We start from the raw sequence: 18,150 nt of genomic DNA on the forward strand, positions 1-18,150 counted from the left end.
GGCCGCTGCGCAGCCGGGCCACCACATCGGCCGCGCCCGAGTGCTCGGCGGCGTCCAGGACGGCCTCCGCCCCTGTGCCGGTCCGGGCCGTACGGCCCGGGTCCGGGTGGCTCAGCCCTCGCTGACGCCGAGCTTCTCCAGGATCAGCTCCTTGACGCGGGCCGCGTCGGCCTGACCCCGGGTCGCCTTCATGACCGCGCCGACCAGGGCGCCGGCCGCGGCGACCTTGCCGCCGCGGATCTTGTCCGCGATGGCCGGGTTGCCCGCGATGGCCTCGTCGACGGCGGTGCCGAGGGCCGAGTCGTCGGAGACGACCTTGAGGCCGCGCTTCTCGACGACCTGGTCCGGGTCGCCCTCACCGGCGAGGACACCCTCGATGACCTGACGGGCCAGCTTGTCGTTGAGCTCGCCCCCGGACACCAGGGCCGCGACACGGGCGACCTGGGCCGGCGTGATCGGCAGGGAGCCGAGCTCGACGCCGTCCTCGTTGGCGCGACGGGCCAGCTCGCCCATCCACCACTTGCGGGCCGAGGCCGCGTCCGCGCCCTCCTCGATGGTGGCGGCGATCAGGTCGACCGCGCCCGCGTTGAGGATCGACTGCATGTCGTGGGCACCGATGCCCCACTCCTCGCGCAGCCGGTTGCGGCGCGTGCGCGGCAGCTCCGGCAGGGTGCCGCGCAGTTCCTCGACCCACGCACGGGACGGGGCGACCGGCACCAGGTCGGGCTCCGGGAAGTACCGGTAGTCCTCGGCCTCCTCCTTCACCCGGCCGGACGTCGTGGAGCCCGTGTCCTCGTGGAAGTGACGGGTCTCCTGGATGATCGTGCCGCCGGAGGAGAGCACCGCGGCGTGCCGCATGATCTCGTAGCGCGCCGCACGCTCCACCGAACGCAGCGAGTTGACGTTCTTCGTCTCGCTGCGGGTGCCGAACTTGTCGCTGCCCTTCGGCATCAGCGACAGGTTCACGTCGCAGCGCATCTGGCCCATCTCCATGCGGGCCTCGGAGACGCCGAGCGCCTTGATCAGCTCGCGCAGTTCGGCCACGTAGGCCTTGGCGACCTCGGGGGCCCGCTCGCCCGCGCCCACGATGGGCTTGGTGACGATCTCGATCAGCGGGATGCCGGCGCGGTTGTAGTCGAGCAGCGAGTGCTGCGCGCCGTGGATACGACCCGTCGCGCCGCCGATGTGCGTCGACTTGCCGGTGTCCTCCTCCATGTGGGCGCGCTCGATCTCCACGCGGAAGACCTCGCCGTCCTCGAGCTGGACGTCCAGATAGCCGTTGAAGGCGATCGGCTCGTCGTACTGCGAGGTCTGGAAGTTCTTCGGCATGTCCGGATAGAAGTAGTTCTTCCGGGCGAAACGGCACCACTCGGCGATCTCGCAGTTCAGCGCGAGGCCGATCCGGATGGCGGACTCGACGCCGGTCGCGTTGACGACGGGGAGCGAGCCGGGCAGGCCGAGGCAGGTGGGGCACGTCTGGGTGTTCGGCTCGGCGCCGAGCGTCGTCGAACAGCCGCAGAACATCTTCGTCCTGGTGCCGAGCTCGACATGGACCTCCAGGCCCATGACGGGGTCGTACGACGCCAGCGCGTCCTCGTACGACACCAGGTCAGTCGTGGCAGTCACGGTGAAACTTTCCCTCTCAGCCCAGCAGGACGTCGTCGTCGCCCAGGCGCTTCAGCTCCCGGTAGAGGATGGCGAGGCCGGTGACGATGGCGGCGGCGGACACGACGGCGTCGATGAGCTTGAGCGTGTCGTGCTCGCTGCGGGCCTTCTTGGCCTGCTTGACGACGCCGATCGCCCCGAAGCCGGTCGTGGCCATGGACAGATACGTACCGGTCTTGGACTTCTTGAAGCCCTTGGCCTTGGTCAGTGCACTCACAGCGAGGGAGCCTCCTCCAGCAGCGGGTGACCCCAGCGTTCCACGAAGGCCGCCTCGACGGCAGCACCGACCTTGTACAGGCGGTCGTCCTTCAGCGCCGGAGCGATGATCTGCAGACCGACCGGGAGGTTGTCCTCCGGCGCCAGGCCGCACGGCAGCGACATGGCGGCGTTGCCGGCCAGGTTGACGGGGATGGTGCACAGGTCGGCGAGGTACATCGCCAGCGGGTCGTCGGTGCGCTCGCCGATCGCGAACGCGGTGGTCGGCGTCGTCGGAGAGACGATCACGTCGACCTGCTCGAAGGCCTTCTCGAAGTCCTGGCTGATGAGCGTCCGGACCTTCTGGGCGGAGCCGTAGTACGCGTCGTAGTAGCCGGAGGACAGGGCGTACGTGCCGAGCATGATGCGGCGCTTGACCTCGGGGCCGAAGCCGGCCTCGCGGGTGATCGAGGTGACCTCCTCGGCGGAGCGCGTCCCGTCGTCGCCGGTGCGCAGGCCGTAGCGCAGGCCGTCGAACCGGGCGAGGTTCGAGGAGCACTCGGACGGCGCGATCAGGTAGTACGCCGCCAGCGCCAGGTCGAAGGACGGGCAGTCCAGCTCGACGATCTCGGCGCCCAGCTCCTTCAGCAGTTCGACGGACTCGTCGAAGCGCTGCACCACGCCGGCCTGGTAGCCCTCGCCGCGGAACTGCTTGACCACACCGACGCGCATGCCGTCGACGGAGCCGGTGCGGGCGGCCTCGACGACCGGCGGGACCGGGGCGTCGACGGACGTGGAGTCGAGCGGGTCGTGACCCGCGATCACCTCGTGCAGCAGCGCGGCGTCCAGGACCGTACGGGCACAGGGACCGCCCTGGTCCAGGGAGCTGGAGAACGCCACCATGCCGAACCGGGAGACCCCGCCGTAGGTCGGCTTGACGCCGACGGTGCCGGTGACGGCGGCGGGCTGGCGGATCGACCCGCCGGTGTCGGTGCCGATGGCGAGCGGCGCCTCGAACGAGGCGAGCGCGGCGCTGGAGCCACCGCCAGAGCCACCGGGGATCTTGGTGAGGTCCCAGGGGTTGCCGGTCGGTCCGTACGCGCTGTTCTCGGTGCTGGACCCCATGGCGAACTCGTCCATGTTGGTCTTGCCGAGGATGACGACGTCGGCTTCCTTGAGCTTCCGGGTCAGCGTCGCGTCGTACGGCGGGATCCAGCCCTCGAGGATCTTGGATCCGACCGTGGTCGGAATCCCCTCGGTGGTGAAGATGTCCTTCAGCGCCAGCGGTACGCCGGCCAGCGGGCCGAGCTTCTCGCCGCGCTCGCGCTTGGCGTCGACGGCGCGCGCCTGTGCGAGGGCGCCCTCACGGTCGACGTGCAGGAAGGCGTTGACCTTCTCGTCGACGGCCTCGATCCGGGCGAGGTGCGCCTCGGTGACCTCGACGGCCGTGAGCTCGCCGGAGGCGATCTTCCCGGCGATCTCGGCGGCGGTGAGCTTGATGATGTGGCTGTGGTCCGTCATGACGGTCAGTCCTCCCCCAGGATCTGCGGCACCTTGAAACGCTGCTGCTCCTGTGCCGGGGCGCCGGAGAGCGCCTGCTCGGGGGTGAGCGACGGACGGACCTCGTCCGCGCGCATGACGTTCGTCAGCGGCAGCGGGTGGGAGGTCGGCGGTACGTCTTGGTCGGCGACCTCGGAGACGCGGGCGACCGCGCCGATGATGTCGTCGAGCTGGCCGGCGAAGTGTTCGAGCTCTTCGGCCTTCAGCTCCAGACGCGCCAGCCGGGCGAGGTGGGCAACCTCCTCGCGCGTGATGCCAGGCATGCAGCGATCCTCAGGGGTGAGTGTGTGTGGTTTGGCCCAATCCTATGGGGCGCGGCCACGTGCCCGCGAAACGCTTTCCCTCCCGGCCCCGCGGGACAGGTGCACGCCTCGGCCGTCCCCTGACCCGGAGGGCCGTCGCACCGGCTTCGGCGAGGGCCTCGCGGCACGCCGTCTCCGGGGCGAGGCGGTCCGTTCCGTCACCGCTTCGGCGCAGGGGCCACGGACCGCACCGACCCTCGTCCCCACCCTGAAGACCGCGGCCGGGGTGCCATGGGGGCGCGCAAAGTCATCCCGGCCGGAGGCCGGGATCCGAGTCGGCTGCCGCCGCGGGCAATGCGGCACGCGGCCGCTGCCACCCCCGGGCCCCTCGGGCCCGGAGCCATGCCGTGGTCTCGTCGGGGGGCATGGCCGCGGCGACGAGCCACCCCTGCACCGCATCGCACCCGAGATCCCGCAGCCGCTCCCACGTCTCGTCGTCCTCGACCCCTTCGGCGACGACGAGCAGCCCCAGCGAGTGGGCGAGATCGAGGGTGCACCGCACGATCTCCGCGTCCTCGGCGTCCACGGCGAGGCGCGCCACGAACGACCGGTCGATCTTCAGCTCGCTCACCGGGAGCCGCCGCAGATGCACCAGCGACGAGTACCCGGTGCCGAAGTCGTCCAGCGACATCTTCACTCCGTGCCCGGTCAGCCCGGCGAGCGTGTCGGCGGCCCGCTGCGGATCCTCCAGGAGCACGTGCTCCGTTATCTCCAGCTGGAGCGCCCCCGGCGGGACCCCGTGCCGGGCGAGCCGCGCGGCGACGGCCCCCGCGAAACCGGGGGTGTGCACATCGCGCGGAGAAACGTTCACGGCCACGGGAACCAGAAGTCCCTGCGCGCGCCACCGGGCGACCTGAGCAAGCGCGGTCTCCAGCACGTATTCCGTGAGGTGCGGCATCAACCCGGAGGACTCGGCGATGGCGATGAACTCGTCCGGCGGCACCTTGCCGCGCTCCGGGTGCACCCAGCGGACCAGTGCCTCCAGGCCGGCGACCTGCCCGTCGAAGCGGACCTTCGGCTGGTAGTGCAGCTCGACCTCGCCCGCGTCCAGCGCCCGCCGCAGGTCGCCGAGCAGACCGAGCCGGTCCGGCGTGTTCGAGTCCCGCTTGGACTCGTACACCTCGACGCCCGTACGGTCCCGCTTGGCCTGGTACATCGCGACATCGGCCCGGCGCAGCAGCCCCTCGGCGTCGAGCGCGTGGTCGGGGAAGACGGCGAGTCCGGCGCTGGCCTCCAGGACGAGGGTGAGCCCGTCGAGGTCGAGCGGGGAGCCGAGCGCGGCGACGAGGGAGCGGGCGACACGGGTCGCGGAGGTCGTGGAGTCGGCGACGGGGAGCAGCACCGCGAATTCGTCGCCGCCGAGCCGTGCGGCCTCCGCGCCCTGCGGCAGGGCGAGGCGCAGCCGGTCGGCGATCTGCAACAGCAGCCGGTCACCCGCGAGATGCCCGAGCGTGTCGTTCACCGATCGAAAACGGTCCATGTCGATGAGGATCAGGGCGGAGCGCGCACCGATGCGTTCCGCTTCGTCCAGCGCCGTCCATGTCCGCTCCAACAGCCATTGCCGGTTGGGCAGTCCGGTGAGCGGGTCGCGCAACTGCTCCTCGGCGCGCGCGCGGGCGATCCACAGGGTGGAGTCGAGGGCGATGAGCGGTACCGCGAACAGCGGCAGCAGGACGGGCAGCGCCACCGCGACGACACAGATCAGCGGGGCGATGCCGAGCAGCGCGACACCGACGAGCCCCTGCCTGGCGAGGGCGGTGCGGGCGACGGTGGGCAGGCCGCCGGTGCGTGGCGCGTGCACGTACCAGAGCAGCAGTCGGGTGACGACGAGGTACGCGGCCGCCACCAGGACGAGGTCGGGCACCGCGTACAGGTCCCAGCCGTGCGGCTTCCAGGGGCTCTCCACCGTCGGCACCTGGCCGAACACCGCGAGCACGAGGGCGCCCGCGCCGATGCCGAGTATGTCGACGGCGCCGTGCAGCACGCCCTGGCGCCAGCGGTGGCGGCGGGCCACGCCGACCAGGACGACGACGGTGAGGCTCACGAGCCCCGCCGGCACCCAGCCGTAGAGCAGCAGGACCGCGAGGGTGAGCGCCGCACCGGAGCCCGTGCCGCCCCACCAACGGTCACGGCCGAGGGCCACCAGATGACCGACGATGACACCCGTGAGCACCGCGAGGGACCAGCCTGCCGTGCCCGAAGGGAAGAGCGCGTGGCTGGTGGTGACGGCCTGATAGAGACCGGTGACGAGAACGAGCGTCGCCAGGGCGACGATGGTCAGGGGCAGGAGCGGCCAGGTGCCCTGTGTGTCCTGCTCCGTTCCGTCCGCGACCTGTTCGGTCGGCCTTTGGTCGCTTTTGACGGTGTCTCGCCGTTCCGAACGCAGGGGCGATCCCCATCGCCGTCCACTGGACCCCCGGCGCAAGCGCAGCCGTGAGTCCGAGGCGGCACTCTCGGTCGGTTCCATTCCCGTCCCTCTCACAGCCGGCGGTGCCCACGCCACGCGGCCCGATGCCCTCGACCACCGTCATCGGCACCGCGTCTGAAAACCCGTCCCCCGCACTCGCGAGGAGCAGGGGATGCCCCATCCGCAGCAGGACACGGCAGGCGCACACCTCAACAGTAGGCCGCAGAAGGCTTCCACGGGCAGCGGTCGACAACGGTTGCCCGAATGCGCCCCGGCCACCCGTATGCAACTGATATGCGCCGAACGAGCGGCCTTCAACCACTACTGGTCGGTCGTAAGCGCGCCTATTCGCCGGTGGGCAGGGCGACTTCGGCGGCGGCGTCCGCGCCCTGTTCGAGGAGGACCGCGAAACCGTCCTCGTTCAGCACAGGGACCTTCAGTTGCATGGCCTTGTCGTACTTCGAACCCGGATTCTCACCGACGACGACGAAAGAGGTCTTCTTCGAAACCGATCCGGTCACCTTGGCGCCGCGGCTCTGCAGAGCCTCCTTCGCACCGTCCCGGGTGTGGTGCTGCAAGGTGCCCGTGACGACGACGGTGAGACCTTCGAGGGGGCGCGGGCCGCGCTCCTCCCCTGCGCCCTCGTCCTCCGTGCGGACCCCGGCGGCCCGCCATTTGCGCAGGATCTCGCGGTGCCAGTCCTCCTCGAACCACTGCTTCAGGGAGGCCGCGATGGTGGGGCCGACGCCCTCGACGGCGGCGAGCTCCTGCTCCGTGGCCTGTTCGATGCGGTCGATCGAGCCGAATTCGCGGGCAAGGGCCTCCGCGGCGACGGGCCCGACATGGCGGATCGACAGGCCGGTGATGATGCGGGCCAGCGGACGCTCCTTGGCGGCCGCGATGTTCGCGAGCATGGCCACCGCGTTCTTCCTCGGCTCGCCCTCCTGGTTGGCGAAGACCGTGGCGACCTTCTCCTCGCCGGTGTCCGGGTCGCGCTTGGGCAGCCCGCTGTCCTGGTCGAGGACGTACGCCTTGATGGGCAGCAGCTTCTCGACCGTCAGGTCGAAGAGGTCGCCCTCGTCGGCCAGCGGCGGCTCGGAGGGCTCCAGGGGCTTGGTCAGCGCGGCGGCCGCGACGTACCCGAAGTGCTCGATGTCCAGGCACTTGCGCCCGGCCAGGTAGAACAGCCGCTCGCGCAGCTGGGCGGGGCAGCTGCGGGCGTTCGGGCAGCGCAGGTCGACGTCGCCCTCCTTCATCGGCCGCAGCGGCGTACCGCACTCGGGGCAGTCGGCGGGCATCACGAACTCCCGCTCCGTGCCGTCCCTGAGGTCGGCGACGGGGCCGAGGATCTCCGGGATGACGTCCCCGGCCTTGCGGATCACCACGGTGTCGCCGATGAGGACGCCCTTGGCCTTGACCACGTCCTGGTTGTGCAGGGTGGCGAACTCGACCTCGGAGCCCGCCACGTGGACCGGTTCCACCTGGGCGTAGGGCGTGACCCGGCCCGTGCGGCCGACGCCGACGCGGATGTTGACCAGCTTGGTGTTGACCTCCTCGGGCGGGTACTTCCAGGCGATCGCCCAGCGCGGCGCGCGCGAGGTGGAGCCCAGCCGGCCCTGGAGGGGGATCTCGTCGAGCTTGACGACGACGCCGTCGATCTCGTGCTCCACGGAGTGGCGGTTCTCGCCGAAGTACGCGATGAACTCGCGGACGTCCGCGATCGAGTCGACCACCTTGTTGTGCCGGGCCGTGGGCAGGCCCCATTCGTGCAGCAGCTCGTACGCCTGCGACAGGCGGTCGATGTCGAGGCCCTCGCGGGCGCCGATGCCGTGCACCACCATGTGCAGCGGCAGCGTCGCGGTGACTCTGGGGTCCTTCTGGCGCAGCGACCCCGATGCGGAGTTCCGGGGATTGGCGTAGGGCTTCTCGCCCGCCTCCACGCGGCGTGCGTTCAGCTCCTGGAACGCCTCCATCGGGAAGTAGACCTCGCCCCGGATCTCGACCAGCGCGGGGACGCGGTCGCCCGCCAGCCTGTCCGGGATCTCCGCGATCGTCCGGACGTTGGGAGTGATGTCCTCGCCGGTGCGGCCGTCGCCGCGGGTGGCGGCGCGGGTGAGCCGCCCGTTCTCGTACGTCAGGTTGACCGCGAGGCCGTCGACCTTCAGCTCGCACAGGAAGTGGTGGTCGGTGGTGCCGACCTCCTTGGCCACGCGGTCCGCCCAGGCGGTCAGCTCCGCGTCGTCGAAGGCGTTGTCCAGAGAGAGCATCCGCTCGCGGTGCTCGACGGCGGCGAGGTCCGTCGCGTACGCCACCGCGACCTTCTGGGTCGGCGAGTCCGGCGTGCGCAGCTCGGGGTGCTCCTCCTCCAGCGCCTCCAGCGCGCGCAGGAGCGTGTCGAACTCCGCGTCCGAGATGACGGGCTGGTCCTTCACGTAGTACCGGAAGCGGTGCTCCTCGATCTGCTCAGCGAGCTGCGCGTGCTTCTCCCGTGCCTGAGCGGGCACCGATGCGGACTGTGCGTCCTTGTCGCCGGCCACCGTGTCGTCCTCCCGTTACTCTGGGTTGTCCGCGAGGGATCTCGCCGCCCGGACGCAGTGGGCGAGCGCCCTGCGCGCATACTCCGGGGAGGCCCCCGCGAGTCCGCACGACGGGGTGACCACGACCGCTTCGCCGAGCAGCCCCGGCTGCAGCCCCAGCCTGCGCCACAACGTCCTGACACCCATGACGCTACCGGCAGGGTCCGACAACGGGCCGTCCGTGCCCGGCACGACACCGGCGAACAGCCTGGTGCCGCCCTCGACCGCCTCCCCGATCGCGTCGTCGTCACGTTCGGTGAGCAACGAGAAGTCGAACGAGATGCCCGCGAACCCGGCGCGCCGCAGCAGGGCGAAGGGCACGTCCGGAGCGCAGGAGTGCACGATCACGGGGCCGTCGTGGACCGCGACGACGTCCCGCAGCGCGGCCTCCACGACCTGCCGGTCCACGGCCCGGTGCGTCCGGTACCCGCTCGCGCTCCGCACCTGACCGCGCAGCACGGCCGTCAGCGACGGCTCGTCCAGCTGGAGCACGAGCTCCGCGCCCGGCACCAGCCTGCGCACCTCGTCCAGATGGGTCCGCAGACCCTCGGCCAGCGACCCGGCCAGGTCACGGCACGCACCCGTGTCCGAGAGCGCCGCCTCGCCGTTCCTCAGCTCCAGGGCGGTGGCCAGCGTCCACGGCCCGACGGCCTGCACCTTCAGCGGGCCCTCGTAGCCCTGGGTGAACTCCTCCAGCGCGTCCAGGTCCTCGCCCAGCCACGACCGGGCGCGCCTGGTGTCGCGTCCCGGCCGGTCCCCGATCCGCCAGCCGCTCGGCTCCACGCGCGCGTAGAGCTCGACCAGCATCCCGGCGGTGCGCCCGATCATGTCGGCGCCCGGCCCGCGCGCGGGCAGTTCCGCCAGATACGGCATCCCCTGTCCGGGCTCGAAGCTCCCGGTCACCGTCTTGGCGGCCTCCCGCGCGTCGCCGCCCGGCATGGACCCGACCCCGGTGGCGCCCCGGACCCTGAACTCGCTGTTTTCGCTCACCCGGGCAGCCTATGCAACCCGCCGACGGCTCGTCGCGCCCGTCCGTCACGGCTCGAGGGCGGCGCACCGTGGCAGCGTCCGGCTACCTCCCGGGGCGTACGGTCAGATCGTTGACCTCGGCGTCGCGGGGCAGGTCGAGGGCCATCAGGATCGTCGTGGCGACCGATTCGGGGTCGATCCAGCGGGACGGGTCGTACTCCTTGCCCTCCTGCTGGTGGACCTTGGCCTGCATGGCGCTGGCGGTACGGCCCGGGTAGACGGAGGTGACCCGGACGCCGTTGGCGTGCTCCTCCTGGCGCAGGGAGTCGGCGAGTGCCTTCAGGCCGTGCTTGGAGGCGGCGTACCCGGCCCAGCCGGCGTGGGCGTTGAGGCCGGCGCCCGAGTTGACGAACAGCACATGGCCCTGGGTGAGGCGCAGTTGGGGCAGGAAGTGCCGGGTCAGCTCGGCGGGAGCGATCAGGTTGACGTTCAGCTGGGTGTGCCACAGCTTCGGGGTCAGCTCACCCACCGTGCCCAGCTCCACGACACCGGCGATGTGCAGCAGGGAGTCCACGCGGTCCGGGAGGCTCTGGTGGGAGAACGCCCAGGACAGCCGGTCGGGGTCGGCGAGATCGCCCACCAGGGTCGTGGCCCCGGGGTGGGCGGCGGCCAGTTCCTTGGCGCGTCCCGCGTCGCGCGCGAGGAGCACGAGGTCGTCCCCCCGCGCGTGGAGTCGGCGCGCGACGGCCGCGCCGATACCCGAGCCGGCCCCGGTGATCACATGAGTTGCCATAGGGGCCATGGTCGCATCACTCGATGCCCGGCCCCGTCGCGGGAGCCGCGTGCGTCCCGGCTTCCAGGTAGGCGAGCGCACCCGCCGGGTCCTCAGCGAAGAACACCAGCTCGGTGAGCGGCACGGGCAGGAATCCTTCCTCCTCCATGCGCCGGAACTGCGTCTGGAGGCCGTCGTAGAAGCCCGCCGTGTTGAGCAGCACCACCGGCTTGGCGGTGTGCCCGTGCTTCTTCAGCTCCAGGATCTCGGTGGCCTCGTCCAGCGTGCCGGTCCCGCCCACCATGATCACCACGGCGTCCGCCTTCTCCAGGAGCAGCGCCTTGCGCTCGGCGAGGTTCTTCGCGATCACCATCTCGTCCGTGCCGGGGCGCGCCTTCGCCGCGAGGAAGTCCACCGACACCCCCACGAGGCGGCCGCCGGCCTCCTGCACTCCGTCCGCGACGACCTTCATCAGCCCCACGTCGGAGCCGCCCCACACCAGCGTGTGGCCGGCCTTGCCGATCAGCTCGGCGAAGTCGCGGGCGGGTCCGGTGTAGCGGTCGTCGAGGTCGGCGGCGGAGAGGAAGACACAGATGTTCATGACCTCCACCGTAAGGGGAAGAAACGGCTCCCCCGACGCGCTGTGCCAGACATGACCAAAGGACACAGCATCACCATCGAGCAGGGCGCCCAGCACGTGCGTGTGGTGCGCGACGGGCGCGTCCTGGCGGACAGCCGTCGCCCCCTCGTCCTGCGGGAGACGGGCTGTCCCGTGCGCTACTACCTGCCGCCCGAGGACGTACGGACGGATCTGCTGACCCCGTCGGAGACCCACACCGTCTGCCCCTTCAAGGGGACGGCGTCCTACTGGTCGCTGCCGGACGCGAGCGATCTGGTGTGGGCGTATCCCGACCCGAAGCCGGACGTGGCACAGATCAGGGACCATCTGTGCTTCTACGACGTGGACGTGGTGGCCGGCGACTGACCCGCGCGCGGGAGCGCCCGGTCCGCCGGGCTCCGGGCGCTCCGGCCGACGACCCTCCGCGGCGCACCGGGCGACGGTCCGTCAGCCCACCGCCTGGAAGGTGCGCCGGTAGGCGACCGGCGACACACCCAGCGAGGAACGCATGTGCTGGCGCAGCGAGTTGGCCGTGCCGAAACCGGCCCGGTGGGCCACCAGGTCGATCGGCAGATCGCTGGACTCCAGCAGCTGACGGGCGAGTTCGATGCGCTGCGCGGTCAGCCAGCGCCCGGGGGTGGTGCCGGCCTCCTCCCGGAAGCGGCGCGTGAAGGTGCGCAGGCTCATCCGTGCGTGACGGGCCATGTCCCCCAGCGACAGGGGCTCCTGGAGCCTTTCGAGTGCCCACGCGCGCGTGGGGGCCGTCGTCGCGGTGGTGGGCTGCGGGACGGGCCGCTCGATGTACTGCGCCTGCCCGCCGTCGCGCCAGGGCGGTACGACGCAGCGGCGGGCGACGTGGTTGGCGACCTCGGTGCCGTGGTCGCGGCGCACCAGGTGCAGGCAGAGATCGACGCCGGCAGCGACGCCGGCCGATGTGAGGATGTCGCCGTCGTCCACGAAGAGGACGTTCTCGTCGAGGTCGACGCGCGGGAACGTACGCCGGAAATCCTGCGCGACGCGCCAGTGCGTCGTCGCGGGACGCCCGTCGAGGAGGCCTGCGGCTGCCAGCACGTACGACGCCGTGCAGATCGAGACGATCCGGGTGCCCGGACGGATCCCGGCGAGCGCGTCGCGCAGCGGCCCGGGAAGCGGTCCGCCGGTGGCGAGCGCGCCCAGCTCGTACGTCGGCGGGATGACCACCGTGTCGGCGGCCGCCAGCGCCTCGGGGCCGTGTTCCACGCCCACGGTGAAACCGGCCTCGCTGGTCACGGGGAGTCCGTCGGCGGTGCACACGACGACCTCGTACAGCGGCCGCCCCGCACTGTCCTCGGCGTTGCCGAAGACCCGCGAAGGGATGCCGAGCTCGAACGGAATGACGCCTTCGAGCGCCAGGACGGCCACACGGTGCATGGCCAGATTCTGTCACATCATGGCCAAACTGCCAGCACTGCGGCCCGGCTCCCCGGGCGAGCCTGGAGGCACGCAATCCCGGGGGTGCGCCGCGGGAGCAAGGTCCGGCGCACCCCTGCACGACCAGGAAAGAGGCAGAAGATGAAGATGCGTGCCGTGAGCCCCCGCGCGTGGGGCGGCCCCGAGGTCCTCACCGAGGTGGAGGTGGACCGCCCGGAGCCCGGGCCCACCGAGATCCTCGTCCGGGTGCACGCGGCGGGCGTCAACCCGGTCGACTGGAAGTCGCGCGAGAGCGGGGGCTTCGGCATGTGGGGCACTCCCCCGATCCTCGGCTACGACGTCTCGGGGACCGTCGAGGCCGTCGGCATCGGCGTGACCCTCTACCGGCCCGGCGACCAGGTCTTCGGCATGCCGCACTTCCCGCAGCAGGCGGGCGGCTACGCGGAGTACGTGGCCGCACCCGCGCGGCACTTCGCGCGCAAGCCGGACGCCATCGACCATGTGCAGGCGGCCGCGCTGCCGCTCGCCTCGCTCACCGCCTGGCAGTCCCTCGTCGAAACGGCCCGGCTGGCTCCCGGGCAGCGCGTGCTGATCCACGCGGCGGCGGGCGGCGTCGGCCATCTCGCGGTCCAGATCGCCAAGGCGCACGGGGCGTACGTCATCGGCACGGCTCGCGAGGCGAAGCACGGGTTCCTGCGCGGTCTGGGCGCCGATGAACTGATCGACTACACCACGACGGACTTCACCGAGGCCGTCGAGGACGTGGACGTCGTCCTCGACTCCCTCGGCGGCGACAACGGCCGGCGCTCGCTGAAGGTGATGCGCCGCGGCGGCACCCTGGTCTCGCTCCCCTCGCCGGACTCCGCGCCGCTGGCCGAGGCCGAGGCCCTGGGCATCCGTGCCGGGTTCACCCTGGTCGAGCCGGACTACGCGGGCCTCCAGGCGGTCGCGCGCCTGGTGGAGGAGGGACGCCTGCGCGCGGAGATCGACACGGTGCTTCCGCTGGCGGAGGCCGCGAAGGCCCACGCGTACGGCGAACAGGGCCGCACGCAGGGCAAGATCGTGCTCAGCGTGGCCGAGTAGCGCCGGGCGGCGTCGCGCTCCGGGCGACGGCGGACGTCGTGCGCGTGGTCGTCGCGATGGTCGCCGAACCGACCACCCGGGTGTCGTCGTACAGGACGATGGCCTGGCCGGGCGCGACGCCGCGTACGGGCTCGTCGAACGTGACCCGCAGCTCGCCGTCGACCAGCTCCGCGGTCACCTCGGTCTCGCCGCCGTGTGCGCGCAGCTGGGCCGTGTAGCTGCCGGGGCCCGAGGGCGCGGTGCCGCACCAGCGGGGCTTGATCGCGGTGAGCGCGCGGACGTCGAGGGAGGCGGCGGGACCGACGGTGACCGTGTTGTTCACCGGCGAGATGTCGAGGACGTAGCGGGGCTTGCCGTCCGGGGCGGGGGTGCCGATGCGCAGGCCCTTGCGCTGACCGATCGTGAAGCCGTACGCCCCGTCGTGCGTACCCAGCGTGGCGCCGGACTCGTCGACGATGTCGCCGGGCGAGGTGCCGAGGCGGCGGGCCAGGAATCCCTGGGTGTCGCCGTCGGCGATGAAGCAGATGTCGTGGCTGTCGGGCTTCTTGGCGACGGCGAGCCCGCGGCGCTCGGCCTCGGCGCGGATCTCGTCCTTCGTGGTCACGGTGTCGCCCAGCGGGAACAGGGCGTGCGCGAGCTGCTGGGCGTCGAGAACCCCGAGGACGTAGGACTGGTCCTTGGCCATGTCGGAGGCGCGGTGCAGCTCGCGGGAGCCGTCCGGGTTCACGACCACCTTCGCGTAGTGGCCGGTGCACACGGCGTCGAAGCCGAGCGCGATCGCCTTGTCGAGGAGCGCCGCGAACTTGATCTTCTCGTTGCACCGCAGGCACGGGTTCGGGGTGCGGCCCGCCTCGTACTCGGCGACGAAGTCCTCGACCACGTCCTCGCGGAACCGCTCGGCGAGATCCCAGACGTAGAAGGGGATGCCGATGACGTCCGCGGCCCGGCGGGCGTCGCGCGAGTCCTCGATGGTGCAGCAGCCGCGGGCGCCCGTGCGGAACGACTGGGGATTGGCCGAGAGCGCCAGATGCACTCCGGTCACGTCGTGCCCGGCCTCGGCGGCGCGGGCGGCGGCGACGGCGGAGTCCACGCCGCCCGACATGGCGGCGAGGACACGGAGGGGACGCTGCGGGGTCTCAGTCATAGCCCTACCAGGGTACGGGGCGCCGGGAACCTCGGCGGCCGCGTGTCCGTTGGGAGGGTCGACAGGGGCCGGAAGGGGCTGGGAAGAGGCGCGTACGACATCGGGGGTGGGTCGGATGACGGGGGAGGCGATCCGGAGCGGGACCGGGTCCGCGGGTCCGGGCGGCGAGCGGCGGATCGGCCGGCGGGGCGTCCTGATCGGCGGAGCGGTCGCCGTGCTCGGCTCGGCGGCGCTGGCGCGCGACGAGCTCGCGCATCTGTGGTGGCGGCTGCCGGGCGTGGAGAAGCGGCGCAAGGCCGGCGAGGTGGATTTCCGGGGTGCCCAGTGGGTGGCCGCGTCCACGATGAACTACCGACGGGCGGACCGGCCCGCGGACTACCCGATCGACCGCGTGGTCATCCATGTCACCCAGGGCAGTTACCCCTCCACGCTGAAGGTGTTCCGGGACCCGGGACACCAGGCCGCCGCGCACTACGTCGTGCGCAGGGACGGGCACATCGCCCAGATGATCCGCGAGCTGGACGTGGCCTTCCACGCCGGCAACCGCGCGTACAACGAACGCAGCGTCGGCATCGAGCACGAGGGCTTCGTCGAGAAACCGTCGTCGTTCACGGACGCGATGTACGCGGCATCGGCCCGGCTGACCGCGGCGATCTGCGCCCGGTACGGGATACCGGTCGACCGGGAGCACATCGTCGGACATGTCGAGGTGCCGGGCACGGACCACACCGATCCCGGCCCGCACTGGGACTGGGACCGCTACATACGCCTGGTGCGGCGGGCGCGTACGGCCATCGCCTGACCGGTCCCCGGCACAGGCCGGAAGGACGACCGCGGCGCAGGCCGGGAGGCCGCCCGGCGCACGGTCAGGGGCGTCAGGTGAGCCCCGCCGTCCGGGCGCGCTCCACCGCCGGGCCGATCGCCCGGGCCACCGCCTCGACGTCGCCCCGGGTCGAGGTGTGGCCGAGCGAGAAGCGGAGGGTGCCGCGCGCGAGGTCGGGATCGGTACCGGTGGCGAGCAGGACGTGGCTCGGCTGGGCCACCCCCGCCGTGCACGCCGAGCCGGTCGAGCACTCGATGCCCTGCGCGTCCAGCAGCAGGAGCAGCGAGTCCCCCTCGCAGCCGGGGAAGGTGAAGTGCGCGTTCGCGGGCAGCCGGCCCCCGCTGTCGGGGTCGCCGCCGAGGATCGCGTCCGGCACCGCCTTGCGCACCGCGTCGACCAAGTCGTCCCGCAGGGCGCCGATCTCGCGGGCGAACCGCTCACGGTTCCCGGCCGCGATCCGGCCCGCCACGGCGAACGCGGCGACGGCCGGGACGTCGAGCGTCCCGGAGCGGACGTGCCGCTCCTGGCCGCCGCCGTGCAGCACCGGCACGGGGCCGTACTCGCGGCCGAGCAGCAGCGCGCCGATGCCGTACGGGCCGCCGATCTTGTGGCCGGAGACGGTCATCGCGGCGAGCCCTGAGGCACCGAAGTCGACGGGCACCTGACCGACGGCCTGGACGGCGTCGGCGTGCAGCGGGACGTCGAACTCGGCGGCGACGTCGGCGAGTTCACGGACCGGCATCAGGGTGCCGATCTCGTTGTTGGCCCACATGACGGTGGCCAGGGCGACGTCGGCGGGGTTGCGGGCGATGGCTTCGCGCAGGGCGTCGGCGTGGACACGGCCATGGGCGTCCACGGCCAGGTACTCGACGTTTGCACCCTCGTGCTCGCCGAGCCAGTGCACGGCGTCGAGCACGGCGTGGTGTTCGACGGGGCTCGCGAGGACCCGGGTGCGGGCCGGGTCTGCGTCTCTGCGCGCCCAGAACAGGCCCTTGACGGCGAGGTTGTCCGCCTCGGTCCCGCCCGAGGTGAACACGACCTCGCTGGGCCGGGCGCCCAGCGCCTCGGCGAGCGTTTCGCGGGACTCCTCGACGGTGCGCCGCGCCCGGCGTCCGGCGGCGTGCAGTGAGGAGGCGTTGCCGGTGACGGTCAGCTGGGCTGTCATCGCCTCGACCGCCTCCGGAAGCATCGGAGTGGTCGCGGCGTGGTCGAGGTAGGCCATGGTGCGCACGATTCTACGAGCCCCGTACCGGGGTCGTGCCCGGCGCAGGGGTGCACCGGAGGCTCGCGCGCGGCAGGCGGTGGGCTCCGCGGGTCAGCCCGCGACGCTCCACGACAGGGTGTGGTCGGCGGAGACCAGCGTGGCGAGGACGATCAGGTCGGCCACACCGAGGCCGAGTCCGAGCAGGGCCCGTCCGCGGCGCGAGGTCCCGCGCCACAGCGCGAGGCCGGCGAGCACGATGGCGACCGGGCCGAGGAAGAGATTGAGGACGAGGAGGCCGAGCAGTCCGAGGACGAAGGACGCGACGGCCATGCCGTCGGCCTCACCGGCGCGGGTGCGGCGCTTGGCAGGTCGTGCCGGGCCGGCCACGTCGGTGTGGGTGGCGGAGGCGTTCGGAGCGGTGAGTTCCATGACGTGACTCCAGAAAGGAGGGGTGTTCAGTGGGTGTGGCGGCGCCGGGCGTGGCGCTCGCGGAGGGCGAAGACAACGAGCCAGACGCCGATGACGGCGGCGGCGAGCAGCGTGACGGGGAGCGGGGCATGGGCGACGGAGCCCATGGCGACACCCAGCAGAAGGAGGGCTGCAACGAGGAACAGCATGTGATGCCTCTCAGATGCCTCTCGGGAAACGGATGCCTCTTCGGATACTGACCCGCGGACCGGTCGGCCCACGGAAAGCTTCGGAAAGCTTCGGTGAACAACTGTGGTTACAACTGTTCACTGACTACTGAGTCTACCCCCTCCCCCGACTTCCAAATTCCGGAGAACAGTTGTTAACTGCATGGCATGAGTCACACTCTCGGCATCCGGCAGGCCCAGAAGCAGAAGACCCGGCAGGCACTCCTCGACGCGGCGCTCGCGCTGCTGGCCGAGCAGAGCCTGAGCAGCCTGGGCCTGCGCGAGGTGACCCGGGCCGTGGGGGTCGCGCCGACCGCCTTCTACCGCCACTTCCGCTCCATCGCCGACCTGGGCGTCGCCCTCGTCGAGGAGGCCCTCGGGAGCCTGCACCCGATGATCGGCTCGGCCCTGGCGGCCAGCGGCGACAGCGGCGAACGCATCGACCTGTCCGTCGAGCTGATCGCCCGCCATGTGCGGGAGTACCCGGAGCACGTACGGTTCATCGCCCGGGAGCGGCACGGCGGGGTGCAGCCGGTGCGCGAGGCGATCGACGGGCAACTGGCCCGGTTCGCCGAGGAGGTGAGCGCCGAGCTGGCCCGGCACCCCGAGTCGGAGGGCTGGAGCGACGACGATCTGCTGATGCTGGCGGAGCTCTACGTCAACCACATGGTGATGACGGCCAGCGCGTTCCTGGACGCAGGACCCGAGGAACAGGAGCGGCTGGCGAGCGTGGCGCGGCGGCAGATGCGACTGGTGAGCCTGGGGCGGCGCCACTGGCTGGACTGA

At 71.8% G+C, this 18,150-nt stretch carries 18 protein-coding genes; 4 read left to right on the forward strand and 14 right to left on the reverse strand.

Going from position 1 to position 18,150, the window contains the following annotated elements:
* Nucleotides 1-111: 111 nt before the first annotated feature.
* The 9 genes from gatB to ACWCP6_RS12180 form a co-directional block, all read right to left on the reverse strand.
* Nucleotides 112-1,626, reverse strand: a complete 1,515-nt coding sequence (gatB, locus tag ACWCP6_RS12140) for an Asp-tRNA(Asn)/Glu-tRNA(Gln) amidotransferase subunit GatB (RefSeq protein WP_450932297.1) — start codon at nucleotides 1,624-1,626, stop codon at nucleotides 112-114.
* A 16-nt stretch (nucleotides 1,627-1,642) separates the two neighbouring features.
* Nucleotides 1,643-1,882, reverse strand: a complete 240-nt coding sequence (locus ACWCP6_RS12145) for a hypothetical protein (RefSeq protein WP_450932298.1) — start codon at nucleotides 1,880-1,882, stop codon at nucleotides 1,643-1,645.
* On the reverse strand, nucleotides 1,879-3,381 hold the full coding sequence (gatA, locus tag ACWCP6_RS12150) for an Asp-tRNA(Asn)/Glu-tRNA(Gln) amidotransferase subunit GatA (protein ID WP_450932299.1): 1,503 nt from the start codon (nucleotides 3,379-3,381) through the stop codon (nucleotides 1,879-1,881). The genes ACWCP6_RS12145 and gatA overlap by 4 nt, the downstream gene beginning before the upstream one ends.
* A gap of 5 nt (nucleotides 3,382-3,386) precedes the next feature.
* The gene (gatC, locus tag ACWCP6_RS12155) at nucleotides 3,387-3,683 is read right to left on the reverse strand and encodes an Asp-tRNA(Asn)/Glu-tRNA(Gln) amidotransferase subunit GatC (protein WP_165335824.1); all 297 of its coding nucleotides are present in this window, start codon (nucleotides 3,681-3,683) and stop codon (nucleotides 3,387-3,389) included.
* A gap of 286 nt (nucleotides 3,684-3,969) precedes the next feature.
* Entirely contained in the window at nucleotides 3,970-6,189 is a 2,220-nt protein-coding gene (locus ACWCP6_RS12160; RefSeq protein ID WP_450932300.1) for a putative bifunctional diguanylate cyclase/phosphodiesterase, read from the reverse strand.
* 284 nt (nucleotides 6,190-6,473) lie between these two features.
* The gene (ligA, locus tag ACWCP6_RS12165) at nucleotides 6,474-8,666 is read right to left on the reverse strand and encodes an NAD-dependent DNA ligase LigA (RefSeq protein WP_450932301.1); all 2,193 of its coding nucleotides are present in this window, start codon (nucleotides 8,664-8,666) and stop codon (nucleotides 6,474-6,476) included.
* Nucleotides 8,667-8,681: 15 nt separating this feature from the next.
* On the reverse strand, nucleotides 8,682-9,695 hold the full coding sequence (locus ACWCP6_RS12170; RefSeq protein ID WP_450932302.1) for a methionine synthase: 1,014 nt from the start codon (nucleotides 9,693-9,695) through the stop codon (nucleotides 8,682-8,684).
* Nucleotides 9,696-9,777: 82 nt separating this feature from the next.
* On the reverse strand, nucleotides 9,778-10,476 hold the full coding sequence (locus ACWCP6_RS12175) for an SDR family oxidoreductase (protein ID WP_450932303.1): 699 nt from the start codon (nucleotides 10,474-10,476) through the stop codon (nucleotides 9,778-9,780).
* 7 nt (nucleotides 10,477-10,483) lie between these two features.
* The gene (locus ACWCP6_RS12180; RefSeq protein ID WP_450932304.1) at nucleotides 10,484-11,047 is read right to left on the reverse strand and encodes an LOG family protein; all 564 of its coding nucleotides are present in this window, start codon (nucleotides 11,045-11,047) and stop codon (nucleotides 10,484-10,486) included.
* Between the two features lie 51 nt (nucleotides 11,048-11,098).
* On the opposite strand from ACWCP6_RS12180, the gene ACWCP6_RS12185 reads away from it, so the two are divergent.
* Nucleotides 11,099-11,431 (forward strand): DUF427 domain-containing protein, encoded by a 333-nt coding sequence (locus tag ACWCP6_RS12185; protein ID WP_450932305.1) that lies wholly within the window; start codon nucleotides 11,099-11,101, stop codon nucleotides 11,429-11,431.
* 81 nt (nucleotides 11,432-11,512) lie between these two features.
* On the opposite strand, the gene ACWCP6_RS12190 is transcribed toward ACWCP6_RS12185, so the two are convergent.
* The gene (locus ACWCP6_RS12190) at nucleotides 11,513-12,475 is read right to left on the reverse strand and encodes a GlxA family transcriptional regulator (RefSeq protein WP_450932306.1); all 963 of its coding nucleotides are present in this window, start codon (nucleotides 12,473-12,475) and stop codon (nucleotides 11,513-11,515) included.
* Nucleotides 12,476-12,616: 141 nt separating this feature from the next.
* Here ACWCP6_RS12190 and ACWCP6_RS12195 point away from each other — a divergent pair, with 141 nt between their 5' ends.
* On the forward strand, nucleotides 12,617-13,558 hold the full coding sequence (locus tag ACWCP6_RS12195) for an NADP-dependent oxidoreductase (protein ID WP_450932307.1): 942 nt from the start codon (nucleotides 12,617-12,619) through the stop codon (nucleotides 13,556-13,558).
* On the opposite strand, the gene mnmA is transcribed toward ACWCP6_RS12195, so the two are convergent.
* A complete protein-coding gene (gene mnmA / locus ACWCP6_RS12200; protein ID WP_450932308.1) occupies nucleotides 13,542-14,702 on the reverse strand; it encodes a tRNA 2-thiouridine(34) synthase MnmA in 1,161 nt (386 codons plus the stop codon). The two genes, ACWCP6_RS12195 and mnmA, sit on opposite strands and share 17 nt — an antisense overlap.
* Nucleotides 14,703-14,817: 115 nt before the next feature.
* Here mnmA and ACWCP6_RS12205 point away from each other — a divergent pair, with 115 nt between their 5' ends.
* Nucleotides 14,818-15,504, forward strand: coding sequence for an N-acetylmuramoyl-L-alanine amidase (locus ACWCP6_RS12205; protein ID WP_450932309.1), 687 nt, complete (start codon nucleotides 14,818-14,820; stop codon nucleotides 15,502-15,504).
* Nucleotides 15,505-15,577: 73 nt separating this feature from the next.
* On the opposite strand, the gene ACWCP6_RS12210 is transcribed toward ACWCP6_RS12205, so the two are convergent.
* The 3 genes from ACWCP6_RS12210 to ACWCP6_RS12220 form a co-directional block, all read right to left on the reverse strand.
* Entirely contained in the window at nucleotides 15,578-16,747 is a 1,170-nt protein-coding gene (locus ACWCP6_RS12210; RefSeq protein ID WP_450932310.1) for a cysteine desulfurase family protein, read from the reverse strand.
* Between the two features lie 93 nt (nucleotides 16,748-16,840).
* Complete coding sequence (locus tag ACWCP6_RS12215; RefSeq protein ID WP_450932311.1) at nucleotides 16,841-17,158, reverse strand: DUF4190 domain-containing protein; 318 nt, start codon at nucleotides 17,156-17,158, stop codon at nucleotides 16,841-16,843.
* A gap of 26 nt (nucleotides 17,159-17,184) precedes the next feature.
* Nucleotides 17,185-17,346: a hypothetical protein gene (locus ACWCP6_RS12220; protein ID WP_450932312.1), complete on the reverse strand. Its 162-nt coding sequence runs from the start codon at nucleotides 17,344-17,346 to the stop codon at nucleotides 17,185-17,187.
* 186 nt (nucleotides 17,347-17,532) lie between these two features.
* On the opposite strand from ACWCP6_RS12220, the gene ACWCP6_RS12225 reads away from it, so the two are divergent.
* Nucleotides 17,533-18,150 carry a TetR family transcriptional regulator gene (locus ACWCP6_RS12225; RefSeq protein WP_450932313.1) on the forward strand — a complete coding sequence of 206 codons (618 nt, stop codon included), beginning with the start codon at nucleotides 17,533-17,535 and terminating at the stop codon, nucleotides 18,148-18,150.

This window comes from Streptomyces sp. NPDC002004, assembly GCF_053593975.1.

Coding starts and splice junctions, on each gene's coding strand:
- gatA (WP_450932299.1), bottom strand. CDS start 3,381: ATGACGGACCACAGCCACATCATCAAGCTCACCGCCGCCGAGATCGCC.
- gatC (WP_165335824.1), bottom strand. CDS start 3,683: ATGCCTGGCATCACGCGCGAGGAGGTTGCCCACCTCGCCCGGCTGGCG.
- ACWCP6_RS12160 (WP_450932300.1), bottom strand. CDS start 6,189: ATGGAACCGACCGAGAGTGCCGCCTCGGACTCACGGCTGCGCTTGCGC.
- ACWCP6_RS12175 (WP_450932303.1), bottom strand. CDS start 10,476: ATGGCCCCTATGGCAACTCATGTGATCACCGGGGCCGGCTCGGGTATC.
- ACWCP6_RS12180 (WP_450932304.1), bottom strand. CDS start 11,047: ATGAACATCTGTGTCTTCCTCTCCGCCGCCGACCTCGACGACCGCTAC.
- ACWCP6_RS12185 (WP_450932305.1), top strand. CDS start 11,099: ATGACCAAAGGACACAGCATCACCATCGAGCAGGGCGCCCAGCACGTG.
- ACWCP6_RS12190 (WP_450932306.1), bottom strand. CDS start 12,475: ATGCACCGTGTGGCCGTCCTGGCGCTCGAAGGCGTCATTCCGTTCGAG.
- ACWCP6_RS12195 (WP_450932307.1), top strand. CDS start 12,617: ATGAAGATGCGTGCCGTGAGCCCCCGCGCGTGGGGCGGCCCCGAGGTC.
- mnmA (WP_450932308.1), bottom strand. CDS start 14,702: ATGACTGAGACCCCGCAGCGTCCCCTCCGTGTCCTCGCCGCCATGTCG.
- ACWCP6_RS12205 (WP_450932309.1), top strand. CDS start 14,818: ATGACGGGGGAGGCGATCCGGAGCGGGACCGGGTCCGCGGGTCCGGGC.
- ACWCP6_RS12210 (WP_450932310.1), bottom strand. CDS start 16,747: ATGGCCTACCTCGACCACGCCGCGACCACTCCGATGCTTCCGGAGGCG.
- ACWCP6_RS12215 (WP_450932311.1), bottom strand. CDS start 17,158: ATGGAACTCACCGCTCCGAACGCCTCCGCCACCCACACCGACGTGGCC.
- ACWCP6_RS12220 (WP_450932312.1), bottom strand. CDS start 17,346: ATGCTGTTCCTCGTTGCAGCCCTCCTTCTGCTGGGTGTCGCCATGGGC.
- ACWCP6_RS12225 (WP_450932313.1), top strand. CDS start 17,533: ATGAGTCACACTCTCGGCATCCGGCAGGCCCAGAAGCAGAAGACCCGG.